Source organism: Streptomyces sp. NPDC039465 (assembly GCF_055639315.1).
The window spans coordinates 157,276-172,908 of sequence record NZ_JBVKAP010000013.1; the positions used below are offsets into that span (position 1 = coordinate 157,276).

A 15,633-nucleotide genomic window follows, 5' to 3' on the forward strand; every position below is an offset into this window, starting at 1 on the left:
CGGGGGAGCGGGGTCACCAGGTGACGAGCAGTTCCCTGGGACCCCGGATGAGGCCCTTCGACTGCCAGGGCGTCTCCTCGGGCGGGCCCGCGAGCCGCAGTGCCGGATAGCGGGCCATCAGGGTCGAGAGCATCACCTCGGACTCCATCCGGGTCAGCATCGCGCCCATGCAGTGGTGCGGTCCGTGGCCGAACGCCATATGGGCCACGCCGGCCCGGTCGAAGTCGACGGTGTGCGGGTCCTCGAAGACCTCCGGGTCGCGGTTGGCGGCGAGGTACGACGCGTACACCGCCTCGCCCGCCCGAATCAGCACCCCGCCGAGCTCCACGTCCTCGGTGGCGATCCGGGGCAGCCCCACGCCGTTGCGGTGCGGGATCCAGCGCAGCAGCTCGTCGACGGCCTGCGGCAGCAGGTGCGGCTCGGCCCGCAGCCGGTTCATCAGCTCGGGCCGGGTCAGCAGCAGATAGACCATGTTGGCGCTGTTGTTGCGGACCGCGTGCGCGCCGCTCACCAGGACGGCCGTGGCGAGCGACACGGCCTCGTCCGCGCTGATCCGGCCCTCGGACCAGGCCTCGGAGAGCTCGCCGGCGAGATCGTCCCGCGGCTCCCTGCGCCGCCGCTCCAGGAGCTGGACCAGATAGGCGCGGATCTGCTCCTTCGCCGCGACGCTGTTCCGCGGGCCCGGCCCGGAGGAGAGGATCACATCGGGCCATGACGCCAGGTGGGCGCGGTCCTCATGGGGGATTCCCAGCAGGTCGCAGACGACGGCGAGCGGGAGCGGGCCGTGCAGATGGCGCATCAGGTCCGCGGGCCTGCCGTGCCGTTCCATCGTGTCGAGGAGGTCGTCGGCCGTGCGCTGGGCCAGCGGGCGCAGCCGCCGCGCGTTCTGGCCGGTGAACGTCCTGATCACGGCCTTGCGCAGCCGGGTGTGGTGCGGCGGGTCGGCGTAGTTCAGGGACTCCTTGGCGGCCACCCGGTGCCCGGTCATGCCGGTGACCTCACGGTCCAGCAGGGCGGTGCGGCTGAAGCGCGGGTCGGAGGTGACCGTCCGGACATCCTCGTACCGCGTCACCAGCCAGGCCTCGCTGTGCGCCGCGAACGGGAGCCGGATGCGGGCGATCGGCTCCTCGGTGAGCAGCTCGGTCAGCAGCGGGTCGAAGTCCAGGGCGGGCAGGTCGTCGACGGCCCAGGTGCGGACGGGCCGGCTTGCGGTGGTGGGTTCGGACGTCATGGGGCACAACTCCCGGTAGATCGGTCACGGCCGTCCGGCGGTCGCTCTGCGTGTCCGGGCCGCCCGTGCGGACGGTCCGCGCCGTATCCCTTCCCGAACCGGCCGGGGCCTTGCGCGGCGCGAGGGCACAGCCCCCTGAACGGACGACTCGGCGGCCGCCGCCCTTACGGTCCGTCACGGGCTCCCGGTTGCGGGGCCGGGGACCACGGATGAATGTGGGCCGCAGCCCCGCACACGCGAACGAAGGAGAGCGTCGTGGCGACCCTGTGCAAACCGGCCGTGGCGGTGCCCGAGCACGTGATCACGATGGAGGAGACGCTCGCCCTCGCCCGTACCCGCCACGCCGGTCATCCCCAACTCCCGCTGGCCCTACGGCTGATCGGCAACACCGGGGTGGCCCGCCGCCATCTCGTGCAGCCCATCGAGGAGACCCTGCGCCATCCCGGCTTCGAGCAGCGCAACGCGCTCTACGAACGGGAGGCCAAGCGCCGCGTCCCCGATGTGATCAAGCACGCCCTGAACAACGCCGAACTGCGCCCCGCCGACATCGACATGATCGTCTATGTCTCCTGCACCGGCTTTATGATGCCCTCGCTCACCGCCTGGCTCATCAACACCATGGGCTTCCCCAGCCACACCCGCCAGGTCCCCATCGCCCAGCTCGGCTGCGCGGCCGGCGGCGCGGCGGTCAACCGCGCGCACGACTTCTGCACCGCCTACCCGGACGCCAATGTGCTGCTCGTGGCGTGCGAGTTCTGCTCGCTCTGCTACCAGCCCACCGACCTCGGCGTCGGCTCGCTGCTCTCCAACGGTCTCTTCGGCGACGCGGTGGCCGCGGCCGTCGTACGGGGCCGCGGTGGCACCGGTATCGCCCTGGAGCGCAACCACTCCCACCTCGTCCCCGGCACCGAGGACTGGATCGCCTACAGCGTCCGCGCCACCGGCTTCCACTTCCTGCTCGACAAGCGGGTCCCCGGCACCATGGAGCCGCTCGCCCCCGCCCTGCGCGAGATGTCCGCCGCCCACGGCTGGGACGCCGGCGACCTGGACTTCTACATCATCCACGCGGGCGGGCCGCGGATCCTGGACGACCTGTGCCGCTACCTCGAAGTGCCGCCCGAGTCCTTCCGGTTCAGCCGGGCCACCCTCACGGAGTACGGCAACATCGCCAGCGCCGTCGTCCTGGACGCGGTCCGCCGGCTCTTCGAGGAGGGCGCCCCGGCCGACGGCGCCCGCGGCATCCTCGCCGGTTTCGGCCCCGGCATCACCGCCGAGATGGCCCTCGGCAGCTGGAGCACGGCCCGCGCCGCCCAGGACCCGGACCTCGGCACCCGGCGCGTCGTGGGCTACGCGGCCCGGCCCACCCGGCGGCCGCCGGTGACGGTGACGGCGCCCCTGCCATGAACACCGCCCCCGCCCCCGACCTCACCAGGCCGCCGTGACCTCCGCCGGACGCGCCCCCGCGGACCAGTGACAGGCCACCTGCGCCACCGCCCCGCCGCCGAGCACCGGCAGCTCCTCGCCCCGGCACCTGTCCGCGACCGCCGCCGCCTCGCCCGAGGCCAGCACCTGACAGCGGGCGCGGAAACGGCACCCGCCCGGGATCCGCGCCGGGTCCGGCGGCTCCCCGCGCAGCACCACCGGCGGCAGCGGCGACTCCGGCAGTACCGACAACAGCGCCCGCGTGTACGGGTGCTGAGGCGCCGTCAGTACAGTCTCCACCGGGCCCGTCTCCACGATCCGGCCCAGATACATCACGGCCACCCGGTCCGCGATGTTCCACGCCAGACCCAGATCGTGGGTCACCACCAGCGCGGAAAGGCTCAGCTCGTCCCGCAGACGCAGCAGCAGCGCCAGGATCTCGCCCCGTACGGACGCGTCGAGCGAGGCCACCGGCTCGTCGGCGACGATCAGTTCGGGCCCGAGCACGAGCGCACCCGCGATCACCACCCGCTGGCGCTGGCCGCCCGACAGCTCGTGCGGATAGCGCAGGAAGAACCGCTCCGGCGGCCGCAGCCCCGCCCGGGCCAGCGCCCCGGCGACCGCCTCCCGCTCGTCCCCGGCGTAGCCGTGGATCCGCAGCCCCTCGGCCACCGCGTCGTACACCGTGTGCCGCGGGTTGAGCGAGCCGCTCGGATCCTGGAGGACCAGCTGCACCCGCTTGCGGTACGCCTTCAGCGCGGCCGCCCGGTACGCGAGCGGCTCCCCGGCGAACGTCACCCGCCCCGCCGTCGGTGTCACAAGCCCCAGCAGCGTCCTCGCCAGCGTCGTCTTGCCGCAGCCCGACTCGCCGACCAGGGCGACGATCTCCCCGGCGCCGATGTCCAGATCGACCCCGTCGACCGCGCGGGCGGCCGGGGCGCCGCGCCGGCCGGGGAAGGTGACACGCAGCCCGGCGGCGGACAGCAGAGTGCTCATGAGGGGCTCCCGACGGGTACGACATGGACACAGGCGGCCCGCCTGGACGGCCCCGCCTCCCGCAGCTCCGGCGCCGCGTCCGCGCAGCCCTCCAGCGCGACCGGGCAGCGCGGATGGAACGTACAGCCGGACGGCAGCGCCGCCGGGTCCGGCGGATCACCCGGCAGCCCGCGCGGGGCGCGCCGCGCGGCCGGGTCCCCGATCCGCGGGAACGCCGCCGACAGGGCCCGCCCGTACGGATGCTCGGCGGCGTCGTACACGGCCCGCGCCGGGCCCTCCTCCACCACCCGTCCCGCGTACATCACGGCGAGACGGTCACAGGTGTCGGCGAGCACCGCCAGATCGTGGCTGATCATCAGCAGCGAGATGGAGTCCTCGGCGACCAGCTGCTCGATGAGCCGCAGGATCTGCGCCTGGATCATCACATCGAGGGCCGTCGTCGGCTCGTCGGCGACGATCAGCCGGGGACCGCAGGCCAGCGCCATCGCGATCATCACCCGCTGGCGCTGGCCGCCGGAGAGCTCGTGCGGATAGGCCTCCGCGCGGGCGGCCGGCAGCCCCACGTGTTCCAGCAGCTCACCGACCCGGGTGCGGGCGGCCGCGGGGGTGGCCAGGCCGTGCACGAGCAGCGGTTCGGCGATCTGGTCGCCGATCCGCCGCACCGCGTTCAGGGAGTGCATCGCGCCCTGGAAGACGATCGACGCACCCGCCCAGCGCACGGCCCGCAGCCGGCCCCACTTCATGGTGAGCACGTCCTCGCCGTCGAGCAGGATCTCGCCGCGGATCCGCGCCGACGGGGGCAGCAGCCGCAGCAGCGCCAGCGCCAGGGTGGACTTGCCGCAACCCGACTCGCCCGCGACGCCCAGCTTCTGCCCGGCCTCGAGGGTCAGATCGACGCCGCGCACCGCGGGGACGGCCGCGGCCCCCGTCCCGTAGGTGACATGGACGTCCTTGAGGGTCAGCAGGCTCACCGTCCCACCCCCAGCTTCGGGTTGAGCACCGACTCGATCGCCCGGCCGCACAGCGTGAAGGCGAGCGCGACCAGCGCGATGGCGATGCCGGGCGGTGCCAGGTACCACCAGTGCCCGGCCGAGACCGCGCCCGCCTCGCGGGCGTCCTGGAGCATCCCGCCCCAGGAGACCACGGTCGGGTCGCCGAGGCCGAGGAAGGCGAGGGTCGCCTCGGTCAGGATGGCCGTGGAGATGCCGAGCGTGGTCTGGGCCAGCACCAGCGGCATCACATTGGGCAGCACATGACGGGTCATGACGTGCCCGTGGCCGCCGCCGAGGGCCCGGGCCCGCTCGATGTACGGGCGGGACTCGACCGCGATGGTCTGGGCCCGTACCAGCCGGGCGGTGGTGGGCCAGCTGGTGATGCCGATCGCCAGGATCACCGTCCACATGGACCGGGACAGGACGGTCGCCAGCACGATCGCCAGGACCAGCGCGGGCATCACCAGGAACCAGTCCGTCACCCGCATCAGCACGGTGGAGAACCAGCCGCCGTAGTGCCCGGCGACGATCCCGACGAGGGTGCCGATGGCGACGGAGAGCGCCGCCGCGAGCAACCCCACCGCGAGCGAGACCCGCGCGCCCCACACCAGCAGCCCGAGCAGGGACCGCCCGAACTGGTCCGTGCCGAGCGGGAAACGGCCGCTCGGCGACTCCAGGGCGCCGCCGGGCGCGTCGGTGACGCTCTGCACGTCGTCGCCGACGACGAGCGGGGCGGCCAGCGCCAGGGCGGCGATCAGGGCCAGGCCCGCCAGCCCGTAGAGCCCGGCCCGGTGCGTGCGGTACCGCTGCCAGAAGCGGGCGACGGCGTTCCTGCGCCGCGCCCAGGTCAGTGAGGTCGTCGTCGGTACGGTCGTCATCGGCCCACCCGGGGATCGAGCAGCGGATAGAGCAGGTCGGCGAGGAGGTTCATCAGGATCATGGCGCCGGCGAAGACCACGAACAGGCCCTGCACGAGCGGCAGATCGGGCACGCTCAGCGCCTGGTAGAAGAGGCCGCCCAGACCCGGCCAGGAGAACACCGTCTCGACCAGGATCGAGCCGGCCGCCACATGCCCCAGGTTGATGAAGACCATGGTGACCGTCGGCAGCAGCGCGTTCGGCACCGCGTGCCGGCGGCGCACGACGTCGTCCCGCAGCCCCTTCGCCCGCGCGGTCGTCAGGTAGTCCCCGCCCATCTCGTCCAGCAGCGACGAGCGCATCACCAGCAGCGTCTGGGCGTATCCGACCGCGACGAGCGTGAGGACCGGCAGCACCATGTGATGGGCGACGTCGAGGACGTACGCGAAACCGGTCGTGTCCCCAGACTCCATGCCCCCGGTCGGGAAGAGCCCGGGGATCGGGCCCATGCCGACCGCGAAGACGATGATGAGCAGCAGTCCGAGCCAGAACGACGGCACGGACCACAGCGTGAGCGCCACGCCGGTGTTGAGCCGGTCGCCGAGACTGCCGTGGCGCCAGGCCGAGCGGGTGCCCAGCCACAGCCCGAGCGCCGAGTAGAGGACCACGGCCACACCCGTGAGCAGCAGTGTGGCCGGCAGCTTCTGCGCGATCAGCTCGCCGACCGGGGCGCGGAACTGGTACGACATCCCCAGGTCGCCGGTGAGCGCCTTGGCGCAGTAGTCGGTGAACTGCTGCCACAGCGGCAGATCGAGACCGAACTGCCTGCGCAGCGTGGCCAGTTGTTCGGCGGAGGTGGGGACGCCGTGCGTCATCGCCTTCACCGGGTCGCCGGGCAGGATCCGGAAGAGGAAGAAGCTGGTGACGAGCACGGCGAGCAGCGAGACGGCCGCGCCGCCCAGCTTGCCCGCCGCATGGCGCAGATACGCGACCGTGGTGCGCGAGGCCCCCTCGGTGGTGCGGACCTCACGGGGCCGCACCACCTCGGCCGGGGTGCTTGCGGTGGTCATCGCCTACTCGCGGTCGTCGGCGGTGGAGCGGCGGCGCATCACCAGGAACAGCCCGGCCGCGACGGCGGCCACCACGGCCGCGCCGATCCCCACGACCACGCCGGCCGACGAGGACGAGCCGCCGCCCGCGCCCGTACCGCCGTCACCGGCCGGTACGGCGGACCACCAGCTCCAGTAGCCGTCCTGGCCCCAGAGGTTTCCGCCGTCCTCCGGCATGGTCGTGATCGACCTGATCTGGTCGGTGCGGTACGCCTCGACCGCGTTCGGGTACACCATGACATTCATGTACCCCGTGTCGTACAGCCTGGACTGCATCCGCTTGACCAGGTCCGCCCGCTTGGCGGCGTCGTATTCCACCGACTGCTGCGCGTAGAGCTCGTCGAACTGCCGGTCGCAGATGAAGTTGTCGGTCGCGCCGGTGTCCTTCGGCGTCGCGGGGAGCGCGCCGCAGGTGTGGATGGACAGGACGTAGTCCGGGTCGGGGTTGACCGACCAGCCGTCGAAGGCCAGGTCGTAGTCGCCCTTGGCCCACGGGTCGGAGACGTTGTCGAGGCAGTCGACCTTCAGTCCGATGCCGAGTTTGCCCCACCACTCCTGGAGGTATTTGCCGACCGCCTTGTCGTTGGGGTCGGTGGCGTGACACAGGATCCGGAAGTCCAGCGGCTTGCCGTCCTTGCCGGTCCGCCGGCCCGTGCCGTCCTTCTTGTAGCCGGCCTGGTCGAGGATCTGGGCGGCCTTGGCCGGGTCATGGGCGAGCTTCTGGGCGGGCGCCGGCTTCCAGAAGTACGAGCCGAAGCGCGGCGGGATGTATCCCTCGCCCTCGACGGCGTGTCCCTGGAACACCTTGTCGACGATGGTCCTGCGGTCGACGGAGAGGAACAGCGCCTTGCGGACCGCCGGGTCGAGCAGCGCCCGGTGTCCGCTGCCGAAGGTCTTGCCGTCCTTGGACCGGGCGCCCGGGTTGGTGGCGAGCGCGAAGAAGCGCCGCCCCGGAGCGTCGTTGACCTTGATGTTCTCGGCGTTCTTCAGCGACGCCGCCTGCGCCGGGGTGAGGTTGGGGACGAACGACACCTCGCCCTTGCGCAGCGCCGCGACGGCCGCGTCGTTGTCCTTGTAGTACTTGAGGACCAGCTCGTCGAACTTGGGCGCGCCGCGCCAGAACTTCTTGTTCGGCGTGAGCTTGAGGTACTGGTCGACCTTGAAGTCGGAGACGACGAAGGGACCGTTGCCGACGATCGGGAACTTCTGGTCGTTGTTGAACTTGGAGAAGTCGCCGACCTTCTCCCACACGTGCTTGGGCACGATCGGCACGTCGAGCGCCACCATCGTGGCCTGAGGCTTCTTCAGCTCGATGACCAGCGTCCGCGGGTCGGGGGCGGTGACCTTCTTGAAGTTGGCGGTGAACGAACCGTTGGCGGTGGCGGCGTTCGGGTCCGTCATCATCTTGTTGAACGTCCAGGCCGCGTCCTCGGCCGTGGCCTGCCTGCCGTCGGACCAGGTGGAGTCCGTACGGATCGTGTACGTCCACGTCAGCTTGTCCGGCGAGGCCGTCCAGGCGGTGGCGAAGCCGGGGATCGGCCGGCCGTCCTTGGGGTCGTAGTTGGTGAGGTACTCGTAGGCCAGACGGTGGACGGTGGTCGAGGTGAGCCGCTGGGCGAGGAACGGGCTGAGCGAGTCGATGCTCTGCGAGACGGCGATGGTGAGGACCTTCTTGCCGTCCTTCCCGCCCTTGCCGTCGTCGGTGGCGGGCTGTGCGTGGCCGGCCTGGGCGGGTACGGCCACCAGAGCGGAGGCGGCGACACCGGAGGCGAGGAACAGTCGGATCAGGGGGCGTTTCCGGGGCGGGCGGGGCGTGACCTTAGTGACCATGAGACGTGACCTCGCGTCGTGGATCTTGGGGGCGCCAACTGGTGAAGCGAAGGTTTATCAGCGGTGACCAGCCGCGTCAACGATGTCACAAACCCCTTGTGGACTGCGGGAATACAGCGAGGGCCCGTACCGGAACACCGGTACGGGCCCTCATTGGTCTATGCCCTTGACGCCTTACTGCTGAGGGGCTGGCGGCGCCTGCGGAGGCTGCTGCTGGCCCCAGCCGACCGGGGGAACCGGACCCTGGAGTTCCGCCTGCGGCTGCTGTCCGGGCTGCTGTCCCGGCTGCGCCGGGGGCTGCTGTTGTCCGGGCTGCTGCCACTGCTGCGGCACACCGGCCTGGGCCTGCTGCGGCGGGTAGGGCTGGCCGGGCATGGGTTGGGCGCCGTACGGCTGCTGCGGCGGATAGGGCTGACCCGGCATCGGCTGACCGGGCATCGGCTGGCCGGGCGAGGGCTGGCCCCCGTACGGCTGCTGCGGGTACGGCTGACCGGGCGCGGGCTGACCCGGCATGGGCTGCTGCTGGCCGGGCGTCGCGTGGCCGGGCATCGGCGGGGCCATGTGCGGCGGCAGGCCGCCCTGGCCGTCGCCGGTCCACAGCCCCTGCGCCTGCTGCGCCCGTGCGAAGTCCTCCGCGACCATCGCCGAGAGGTTGAAGTACGCCTCGCGGGTCTTCGGGCGCATCATGTCGAGGTCGACCTCGGCACCGGCCGCCAGGTGCTCGTCGAAGGGGACCACGACGACCCCGCGGCAGCGGGTCTCGAAGTGCTGGACGATGTCGTCCACCTTGATCATCTTGCCGGTCTCGCGGACCCCCGAGATGACGGTGATCGAGCGCTGCACCAGATCCGCGTAGCCGTGCGCGGAGAGCCAGTCGAGCGTCGTGCTCGCGCTGGAGGCGCCGTCGACCGAGGGCGTGGAGATGATGATCAGCTGATCGGCCAGGTCCAGCACACCGCGCATGGCGCTGTAGAGCAGACCGGTGCCGGAGTCGGTGAGGATGACCGGGTACTGCTTGCCGAGGACGTCGATCGCCCGGCGGTAGTCCTCGTCGTTGAACGTCGTGGAGACGGCCGGGTCCACGTCGTTGGCGATGATCTCCAGACCGGACGGCGCCTGCGAGGTGAACCGGCGGATGTCCATGTACGAGTTGAGGTACGGGATCGCCTGGACGAGGTCACGGATGGTGGCCCCGGTCTCGCGGCGCACCCGGCGGCCGAGCGTACCGGCGTCCGGGTTGGCGTCGATCGCCAGGATCTTGTCCTGCCGCTCGGTGGCCAGCGTCGCGCCGAGCGCGGTGGTCGTCGTGGTCTTGCCGACACCGCCCTTGAGGGAGATCACGGCGATCCGGTAGCAGGACAGCACCGGCGTGCGGATCAGATCCAGCTTCCGCTGCCGCTCGGCCTCCTCCTTCTTGCCGCCGATCTTGAAACGGGCGGCGGCACCGGGATTCCGGCTGGACTTGGCCTTCTGCTTGTTGTTGCGCAGCAGCCGGTCCGAGGACAGCTCGACGGCGGCCGTGTACCCGAGCGGGGCGCCCGGCACCGAGCGCTCGCGCTGATCGTGTGTGACGGGCGTGGGCCACGCGGCCCCCGTGCGCGGATCGACGGGAGCGTGCTGCTGCTCCTGCGGCGGCACGGGCACGGGCCCCGACGGCACCTGGTAGCCCGGCGGCAGCGCGCCCTGCTGGCCGCCCTGCTGCCCGTCCGGCGCCGGCGGCGGGAGCGGGATCGCGGGCGCGGCGGCGTTCGGCACCTGCGGCGGCAGGGGCGCGGCGGGCGCGGGCAGCGCGGGCTGGGCCGGGTTCGGCTGGGCGGGCTGGGGCTGTCCAGGGTGGGGGAAGCCGTAACCACCCTGGTGGCCGTCCGGGGTCTGCGGCGGCAGCGGCGCGGCCGGTGCGGGCAGCGCGGGCTGGGCCGGGTTCGGCTGGCCGGGGTGCGGGAATCCATATCCGCCCTGCGGGGCGGGCTGCGGCTGACCGGGGTGCGGGAAGCCGTAACCACCCTGCGGGGCAGGCGCGTTGGCGTCCGGCTGCGGGAAGCCGTAGCCGCCCTGCGGCGCCGGGGGAGTGGTCGCCGCGGGCTGCGGGGGTCCGTACACGCCCTGCGGTACGGCCACCTCGGCGCCCGGTGTCGGCTGCGCCGGCCACGCGGGCGCGGGCACCGGCGCGGCCGGGGGCTGCGCGGACTGCGGCGGGGCCGACTGGTCGGCGGTGGGCGCCGGGACGGGCCACTGCGGCGCGGCCGTGGGCGCGGCGGGCTGGAACGCGGGCGGCAGCGGCGGCAGCCCGGCCCCGCCCTGCGGGGCGGCCGGGGCGGACCACGGCTGGGCCGCGGGCGTGGCGTCCTGCGGCTGCTCGGCGGGGGCGGCGTCGGCCGGAGCCGCGTCGGACGGCTCGTCCGCCGATGCCTCGGGCTGGGCCTGCGCCTCAGGCTCGGCCTCGGCCTGGGGCGGCGCGGGTGCCTCCGCGGGCTCCGGGTCCTCGGCGGCGTCCCCGGCCGGGGCCGGCTCCTTCGCCTCGTCCTGGACCTCCGCGGCGGCGGCCTCGGGCGCCTCCGTGGCGTCGCCGGGCTCGCCGGTCTGGTCCACGGGGGACGCCTCGGCAGCCTCCCCGCCGCCGTTCTCCTCCGCCTTCTTCGCCTCCGCGATCTTCGCCATCTCACGCTTCAGCGCCGCGGGCGAGAACCGCATCGTCGCGCCGCTCTCCACATCGCCGCCGCCGAAGGGCTCCGCGGCCGCCTCGGCGGGCGCCGGAGCGGGCGTGGGCGTGGGTGCGGGCGCCGGCGCCGGCGCGGCCGGCTCTACCGGAGCGGGCGTGGGCGTGGGCGTGGGTGCGGGCGCCGGCGCGGCCGGCTCTACCGGAGCGGGCGGCGGCACCGGGGCCCCGGCCGCCGGAGCCCAGTTGGGCTCGAAGCCACTGCCCGCCGGCAGCCCGGGCACCGCTATGGGGGCACCGGTAGGCGGCGGCGGCGTCGCACCACCGCCCGGCGTCCCCGCCCCCGAAGCATCCCCCGACGCGTTCTGCGTGTACCAGGCGGGCGGGGTGTAGTCGATGGTGAACTCACCCGTCATCTCGGCGGGATCCGCGTCGGACTGATCGTCGACGGGCGTGTCCCAGCCCCCACGGATCTCGTCCCGATCGCCGTTCACTATTGCCTCCTGGTGTGGTCGAGCACCCTTGTGCCGTCGTGGGCGGGGCGGCCGTCCCTGTCTCGGGGCCGCCCGGCTCTCCCCTGGTGACGCGGCTCTCCCACAGTCAGGTTCTGGCCGCGCCGCTCCCACCCTAATCGCCAACCGCGGCCGCACGGCAGGGCGGCCGGTCGACCGCTGTCCGACTGGTCCGTCGCAGGCGACCTGCGGGTGGCCAACAGATGGCGAAACGGGACAGGTCAGTCCATCCGGCGCGCGGCCCCGAGCAGCCCGGTCTCCGCGTCGGTCGCCTGCGTCATCACGAATTGCCGGTCGCCGGGCGTGCACCACAGCGTCACGCCGTCCGCGAGCGTGGACAGCGCCTCGGACTCACTCTGCGGCAGATTCATGATCCGCCCGATCTGCGCGGCCTCGTCCGGGGAGACGCGCTGCACCCCGACCAGACCCGACTTCTCCATCAGCCGCGGCGCCACCGGGCTCAGATACGGCAGCAGCGTCACCACCGACTGCCAGGGCGCCGAGACCACACGGCCGCGCGGCGGGCGCATACCGCAGTCCCGCACCACGACCACCGGACTGCCCGCCGAGGCACCCTGCGGCGGCACCCGTCCGACGTCGTGCAGCGTGATGCACGGCTGGCCGCCGCCCGCCGCCTGCGCGAGCGTCGTCCAGGCGTGGGCGCGGCCGGTCTCCACGGCCACCCGGGCCCCGGTCGCGGCCGCCCGCAGCGCCATCACCTGCGCCGTCCACAGACCGCCGATGAGCGTGATCTCGTACGCCGAAGGGCGGTTGATGCCGAGCACGGCGGGCCGGCCGGCCGCGTCGACACCGATGACCACGCCGTCGTCACCGACGGGCAGCGCCAGCGCGTCCAGTTGCTCCAGTGGCAGGGCGTGCCGGTCGCGGCGCGGCCCGATCAGGCCGAAGCCGATCCGGGGCCGGCCCTGCCGTCCCGTACCCGTACTCCGTACGGAAGGGGCCGACGAAGCGGAGGAAGGAGAGGAGACGGACATCAGCGGGCACCCCCGAGCGGAAGAGTCGCGAGCACGCCGGGCAGCTGCTCACGGTCGAGCCGTACGAGCCCGGTCTTCACCCCGCGCGCGGCGCGCTCCAGTTCATGACGGGCGGCCAGCAGCTCCTCGTCGCTGCGACCGGTGATGCGTACGTGACCGGTGACCGTCACTTCCTGACGGTCCCCTCCGGCCAGGGTCAGACTGAACGTCGTCGCCAGCGCCGGCAGCGAGGTCAGCAGCGCGACCAGCTGCGGCATCGGCGCACCCCCGCCGCCCAGCTGGGGCCAGCGCCCCACCCAGTACGTGGTGTGCCGCCGGTCGTCGCAGCGCCAGGTCCGGGCGGTCTCCTGGGTCCGGCGGCCCGGCGCCTGGGAGCGGCCCGCCTGCGCGATGGCCAGCGGATTGGCGCAGGAGGAGGTGGCGATCGCGCCGGTCAGCTCCTGCTCGGTGAGCACGGTGGCGGAGAAACCGGCCCCGGCCAGCCGGCTCGCCAGCTGGTCCGCCGCCCGTGCGACGCACTTCTGCGCGCCCTGAAGACCGCCACCGCGCGCGGCGACCGCCTCCGGGCACAGTTCGGGGTCGAGCTTGAGCGCGATCCATGTGATGCGGACGGCCGGGGAACCCGTCTGGGCCTGCAGCGGCACGTAGTTGCGCGCGGCCATCGACTGCTCGGGCAGATGCGGTGCGGGCGCGGGCTGGGTGTGCTGCACGATCTGCGCCGACTCCAGCCGGATGCCGTCGACCTCCAGCACGTCCCGTACGAGCGCGACCGGCAGCGGGCGCGCCGAGCGGTCGGGGCGCAGCGCGGTGGCGTCCGACTCGACCTGGAGGACGACCGTGAGGAACGTACCGTCGCCGATCATTCCCACCGGCCGCCGGTCGCGGTCGCTGAAGGTGTACGTACGCAGCGCCGGATCGCACTCGACGACCGGTGCGAGCCCCGGCTCCGTACCGGGCGGCGGGACCTGCGAGGCCGCCTTGCGGGTCCGGGCGCGCAGCGCGAGCACGGTGGCGAGCCACTCCGGCAGGGACCGGCGGTGGCGGCGCACGACGGCGAGCAGCACCAGCAGCGTGGCGGCCACACCGGCCGGGATCAGCAGCATCGGCTCGACCACCCAGGCCACCAGCAGCAGCGCCGCGGCGACCTCGACCAGTACGAGCTGTTGCAATCGGAACGATCCGAAATGCCCGGGACGGGCCTTGAGGCGAGGTGCGGCGGTCCCCTGCGACGGCACCGTGCTCGGCGCGGCCGCGGCAGGCCGCGTCTGCGTCGCGGAAGCCATGATGGGCAATCCCCCCAATTCGTCCCGATCACCCTGGCCTGCCAGGGCTTTGGCGGCTGGATCACCCTACCCGCCCCACAAGCACCACCGGACAGCAGGCATAGTAGGGGGCCGGTCCGACAGCCGGGGCCCGGGTGCCATGCTCCCCGGACCCTCGTGTGGAGACTGTGCCTTTCGAAGATGGGGACTCATGGCATCACGGCGGGATGAGCTCAACGCGTACACCTTTGCGAAGAAGCGCACGGTGGCCGCATTCCTCCAACCCTCACCCTCGGGTACCGAGGAGGGGGCACCGCGCCCGTTGCGCGCGGTGGTGCCCAGCCTGATCGTCGCCGCGCTGATCGTGGCCGGGTTCGGCGCCTGGGGGATGTTCAAGCCCAACGCCCCCAAAGGCTGGGACGCGCCCGGCACGAAGGTCATCGTGGGCAAGCAGTCCACCACCCGCTACGTCGTCCTGCAGACCGGCAAGGGCAAGGACAAGAAGACCCTGCTGCACCCGGTGCTCAATCTGGCCTCCGCCCGGCTGCTGCTGACCCCGCAGCAGTTCGCCGTGATCCAGGTCGAGGACTCCATCCTCGACGCCGGCAAGCCGCCGCGCGGCCCGATCCTCGGCATCCCCTACGCCCCCGACCGCCTCCCCACCCACACCGAGGCCGCCAAGGCCAAGCGCTGGGCGGTCTGCGAGCAGCCCGGCGGCGGCAAGGGCGCCAGTGTGCAGAAGGCCACGTTCGTCTTCGCCGACCGGGACTTCTCCCGCACCGACGGCAAGGAGCGGCTGACCGGCGGCCAGGTCCTGTACGTGAAGGGCCAGAAGGGCTCGCCCCGCTATCTCGTCGACGCCGAGGGGACGAAGTACCTGGTCCGCGGCAAGCCCGCCGAGGCGGCCGGTCTGACCACCGCCCTCGTCGGCCTCAACAAGGAACCCCAGCAGGTCACCGACGACTGGCTGAACACCCTGCACACCGGCAGCCCCATCGACTTCCCCGTGGTGCCCGGCAAGGTCGGCGACGACGCCGGCATCGGCGGCGGCCTGACCAAGACCGAGGACCGGGTCGGCATGGTCCTGCTGGCGCAGACCGGATCCGGCCCGCAGCACTACGTGGTCCTCCCCGGCAAGGTCCAGCCGGTCTCCGACTTCATGGCCTGGCTGCTCATCAACTCCCCGCAGACCGACCTGCTCGACATGGACGGCAAGGCCACCACCGTCGACGCGGCCTCCTTCACCCCGGACGGCACGACCTTCGGCTCCGACCTGCGCTGGCCGCAGAAGAAGGCTGAGCAGGCCAACGCCACCGGCGGCGACGACGCCCGCGACACGGTCTGCAGCGTGCTGCGCGAGGTCGACTCCAAGGGGCGTACGACGCTGTCCACCTGGGCCGGTACGAAGTACCCGGCCGAGATCACGGCCGGCGGCACCAGCACCTACGTCACGCCCGGCAGCGGACTGCTCTACACGCAGGTCCGCGGCACCCAGACCAAGCCCGACGGCTCGCTCTTCCTGGTCACCGACACCGGGCTGCGGTACGCCGTGCAGGCCAACGGCGACAGCGACGCGGCCCGCTCCGACATCGGCGCGGGCGCGCAGGAGAAGCAGCAGGACGGCCGCCCCGAGCCCAGCCAGGCGCAGATCCGGCTCGGCTACCAGAACGTCGTCCCCTCGCTCGTGCCGATCGCCTGGTCGGAGTTCCTGTCCAAGGGCCCGCGGCTCGACACCAACAGCGCGCGCCAGCCGCAGGGTTCGTGAGGGGGA

Annotated in this window: 11 protein-coding genes; 2 read left to right on the forward strand and 9 right to left on the reverse strand. The window is 72.9% G+C overall.

What is annotated here, in order from left to right:
* Positions 1-13: 13 nt before the first annotated feature.
* Positions 14-1,231: a cytochrome P450 gene (locus ACZ7LT_RS31790; protein WP_471239569.1), complete on the reverse strand. Its 1,218-nt coding sequence runs from the start codon at positions 1,229-1,231 to the stop codon at positions 14-16.
* A 255-nt stretch (positions 1,232-1,486) separates the two neighbouring features.
* Here ACZ7LT_RS31790 and ACZ7LT_RS31795 point away from each other — a divergent pair, with 255 nt between their 5' ends.
* Positions 1,487-2,635: a type III polyketide synthase gene (locus tag ACZ7LT_RS31795; protein ID WP_471239570.1), complete on the forward strand. Its 1,149-nt coding sequence runs from the start codon at positions 1,487-1,489 to the stop codon at positions 2,633-2,635.
* 21 nt (positions 2,636-2,656) lie between these two features.
* Here the strand turns inward: ACZ7LT_RS31795 and ACZ7LT_RS31800 are convergent, their stop codons facing one another.
* From ACZ7LT_RS31800 to eccE, 8 genes are all read right to left on the reverse strand, one after another.
* Positions 2,657-3,649 (reverse strand): oligopeptide/dipeptide ABC transporter ATP-binding protein, encoded by a 993-nt coding sequence (locus tag ACZ7LT_RS31800; protein WP_471239571.1) that lies wholly within the window; start codon positions 3,647-3,649, stop codon positions 2,657-2,659.
* Entirely contained in the window at positions 3,646-4,620 is a 975-nt protein-coding gene (locus tag ACZ7LT_RS31805; RefSeq protein ID WP_471239572.1) for an ABC transporter ATP-binding protein, read from the reverse strand. The genes ACZ7LT_RS31800 and ACZ7LT_RS31805 overlap by 4 nt, the downstream gene beginning before the upstream one ends.
* Positions 4,617-5,519: an ABC transporter permease gene (locus ACZ7LT_RS31810; protein ID WP_471239573.1), complete on the reverse strand. Its 903-nt coding sequence runs from the start codon at positions 5,517-5,519 to the stop codon at positions 4,617-4,619. The genes ACZ7LT_RS31805 and ACZ7LT_RS31810 overlap by 4 nt, the downstream gene beginning before the upstream one ends.
* Entirely contained in the window at positions 5,516-6,568 is a 1,053-nt protein-coding gene (locus ACZ7LT_RS31815; protein WP_471239574.1) for an ABC transporter permease, read from the reverse strand. Before ACZ7LT_RS31815 ends, ACZ7LT_RS31810 begins: the two co-directional genes overlap by 4 nt.
* A gap of 3 nt (positions 6,569-6,571) precedes the next feature.
* Positions 6,572-8,437, reverse strand: a complete 1,866-nt coding sequence (locus tag ACZ7LT_RS31820; protein WP_471239575.1) for an ABC transporter substrate-binding protein — start codon at positions 8,435-8,437, stop codon at positions 6,572-6,574.
* Positions 8,438-8,611: 174 nt separating this feature from the next.
* A complete protein-coding gene (locus tag ACZ7LT_RS31825; protein ID WP_471239576.1) occupies positions 8,612-11,587 on the reverse strand; it encodes an SCO5717 family growth-regulating ATPase in 2,976 nt (991 codons plus the stop codon).
* A gap of 239 nt (positions 11,588-11,826) precedes the next feature.
* Positions 11,827-12,600 carry a hypothetical protein gene (locus ACZ7LT_RS31830; RefSeq protein ID WP_471239577.1) on the reverse strand — a complete coding sequence of 258 codons (774 nt, stop codon included), beginning with the start codon at positions 12,598-12,600 and terminating at the stop codon, positions 11,827-11,829.
* Positions 12,600-13,883 (reverse strand): type VII secretion protein EccE, encoded by a 1,284-nt coding sequence (eccE, locus tag ACZ7LT_RS31835; RefSeq protein WP_471239578.1) that lies wholly within the window; start codon positions 13,881-13,883, stop codon positions 12,600-12,602. The genes ACZ7LT_RS31830 and eccE overlap by 1 nt, the downstream gene beginning before the upstream one ends.
* Positions 13,884-14,073: 190 nt before the next feature.
* On the opposite strand from eccE, the gene eccB reads away from it, so the two are divergent.
* Positions 14,074-15,627, forward strand: coding sequence for a type VII secretion protein EccB (gene eccB / locus ACZ7LT_RS31840; RefSeq protein WP_471239579.1), 1,554 nt, complete (start codon positions 14,074-14,076; stop codon positions 15,625-15,627).
* The last annotated feature ends 6 nt before the right edge of the window (positions 15,628-15,633 follow it).

Excerpts from the sequence above, each read along its gene's own strand:
- ACZ7LT_RS31790 (WP_471239569.1), bottom strand. The coding sequence starts at position 1,231 with ATGACGTCCGAACCCACCACCGCAAGCCGGCCCGTCCGCACCTGGGCC.
- ACZ7LT_RS31800 (WP_471239571.1), bottom strand. The coding sequence starts at position 3,649 with ATGAGCACTCTGCTGTCCGCCGCCGGGCTGCGTGTCACCTTCCCCGGC.
- ACZ7LT_RS31810 (WP_471239573.1), bottom strand. The coding sequence starts at position 5,519 with ATGACGACCGTACCGACGACGACCTCACTGACCTGGGCGCGGCGCAGG.
- ACZ7LT_RS31815 (WP_471239574.1), bottom strand. The coding sequence starts at position 6,568 with ATGACCACCGCAAGCACCCCGGCCGAGGTGGTGCGGCCCCGTGAGGTC.
- ACZ7LT_RS31820 (WP_471239575.1), bottom strand. The coding sequence starts at position 8,437 with ATGGTCACTAAGGTCACGCCCCGCCCGCCCCGGAAACGCCCCCTGATC.
- ACZ7LT_RS31830 (WP_471239577.1), bottom strand. The coding sequence starts at position 12,600 with ATGTCCGTCTCCTCTCCTTCCTCCGCTTCGTCGGCCCCTTCCGTACGG.
- eccE (WP_471239578.1), bottom strand. The coding sequence starts at position 13,883 with ATGGCTTCCGCGACGCAGACGCGGCCTGCCGCGGCCGCGCCGAGCACG.
- eccB (WP_471239579.1), top strand. The coding sequence starts at position 14,074 with ATGGCATCACGGCGGGATGAGCTCAACGCGTACACCTTTGCGAAGAAG.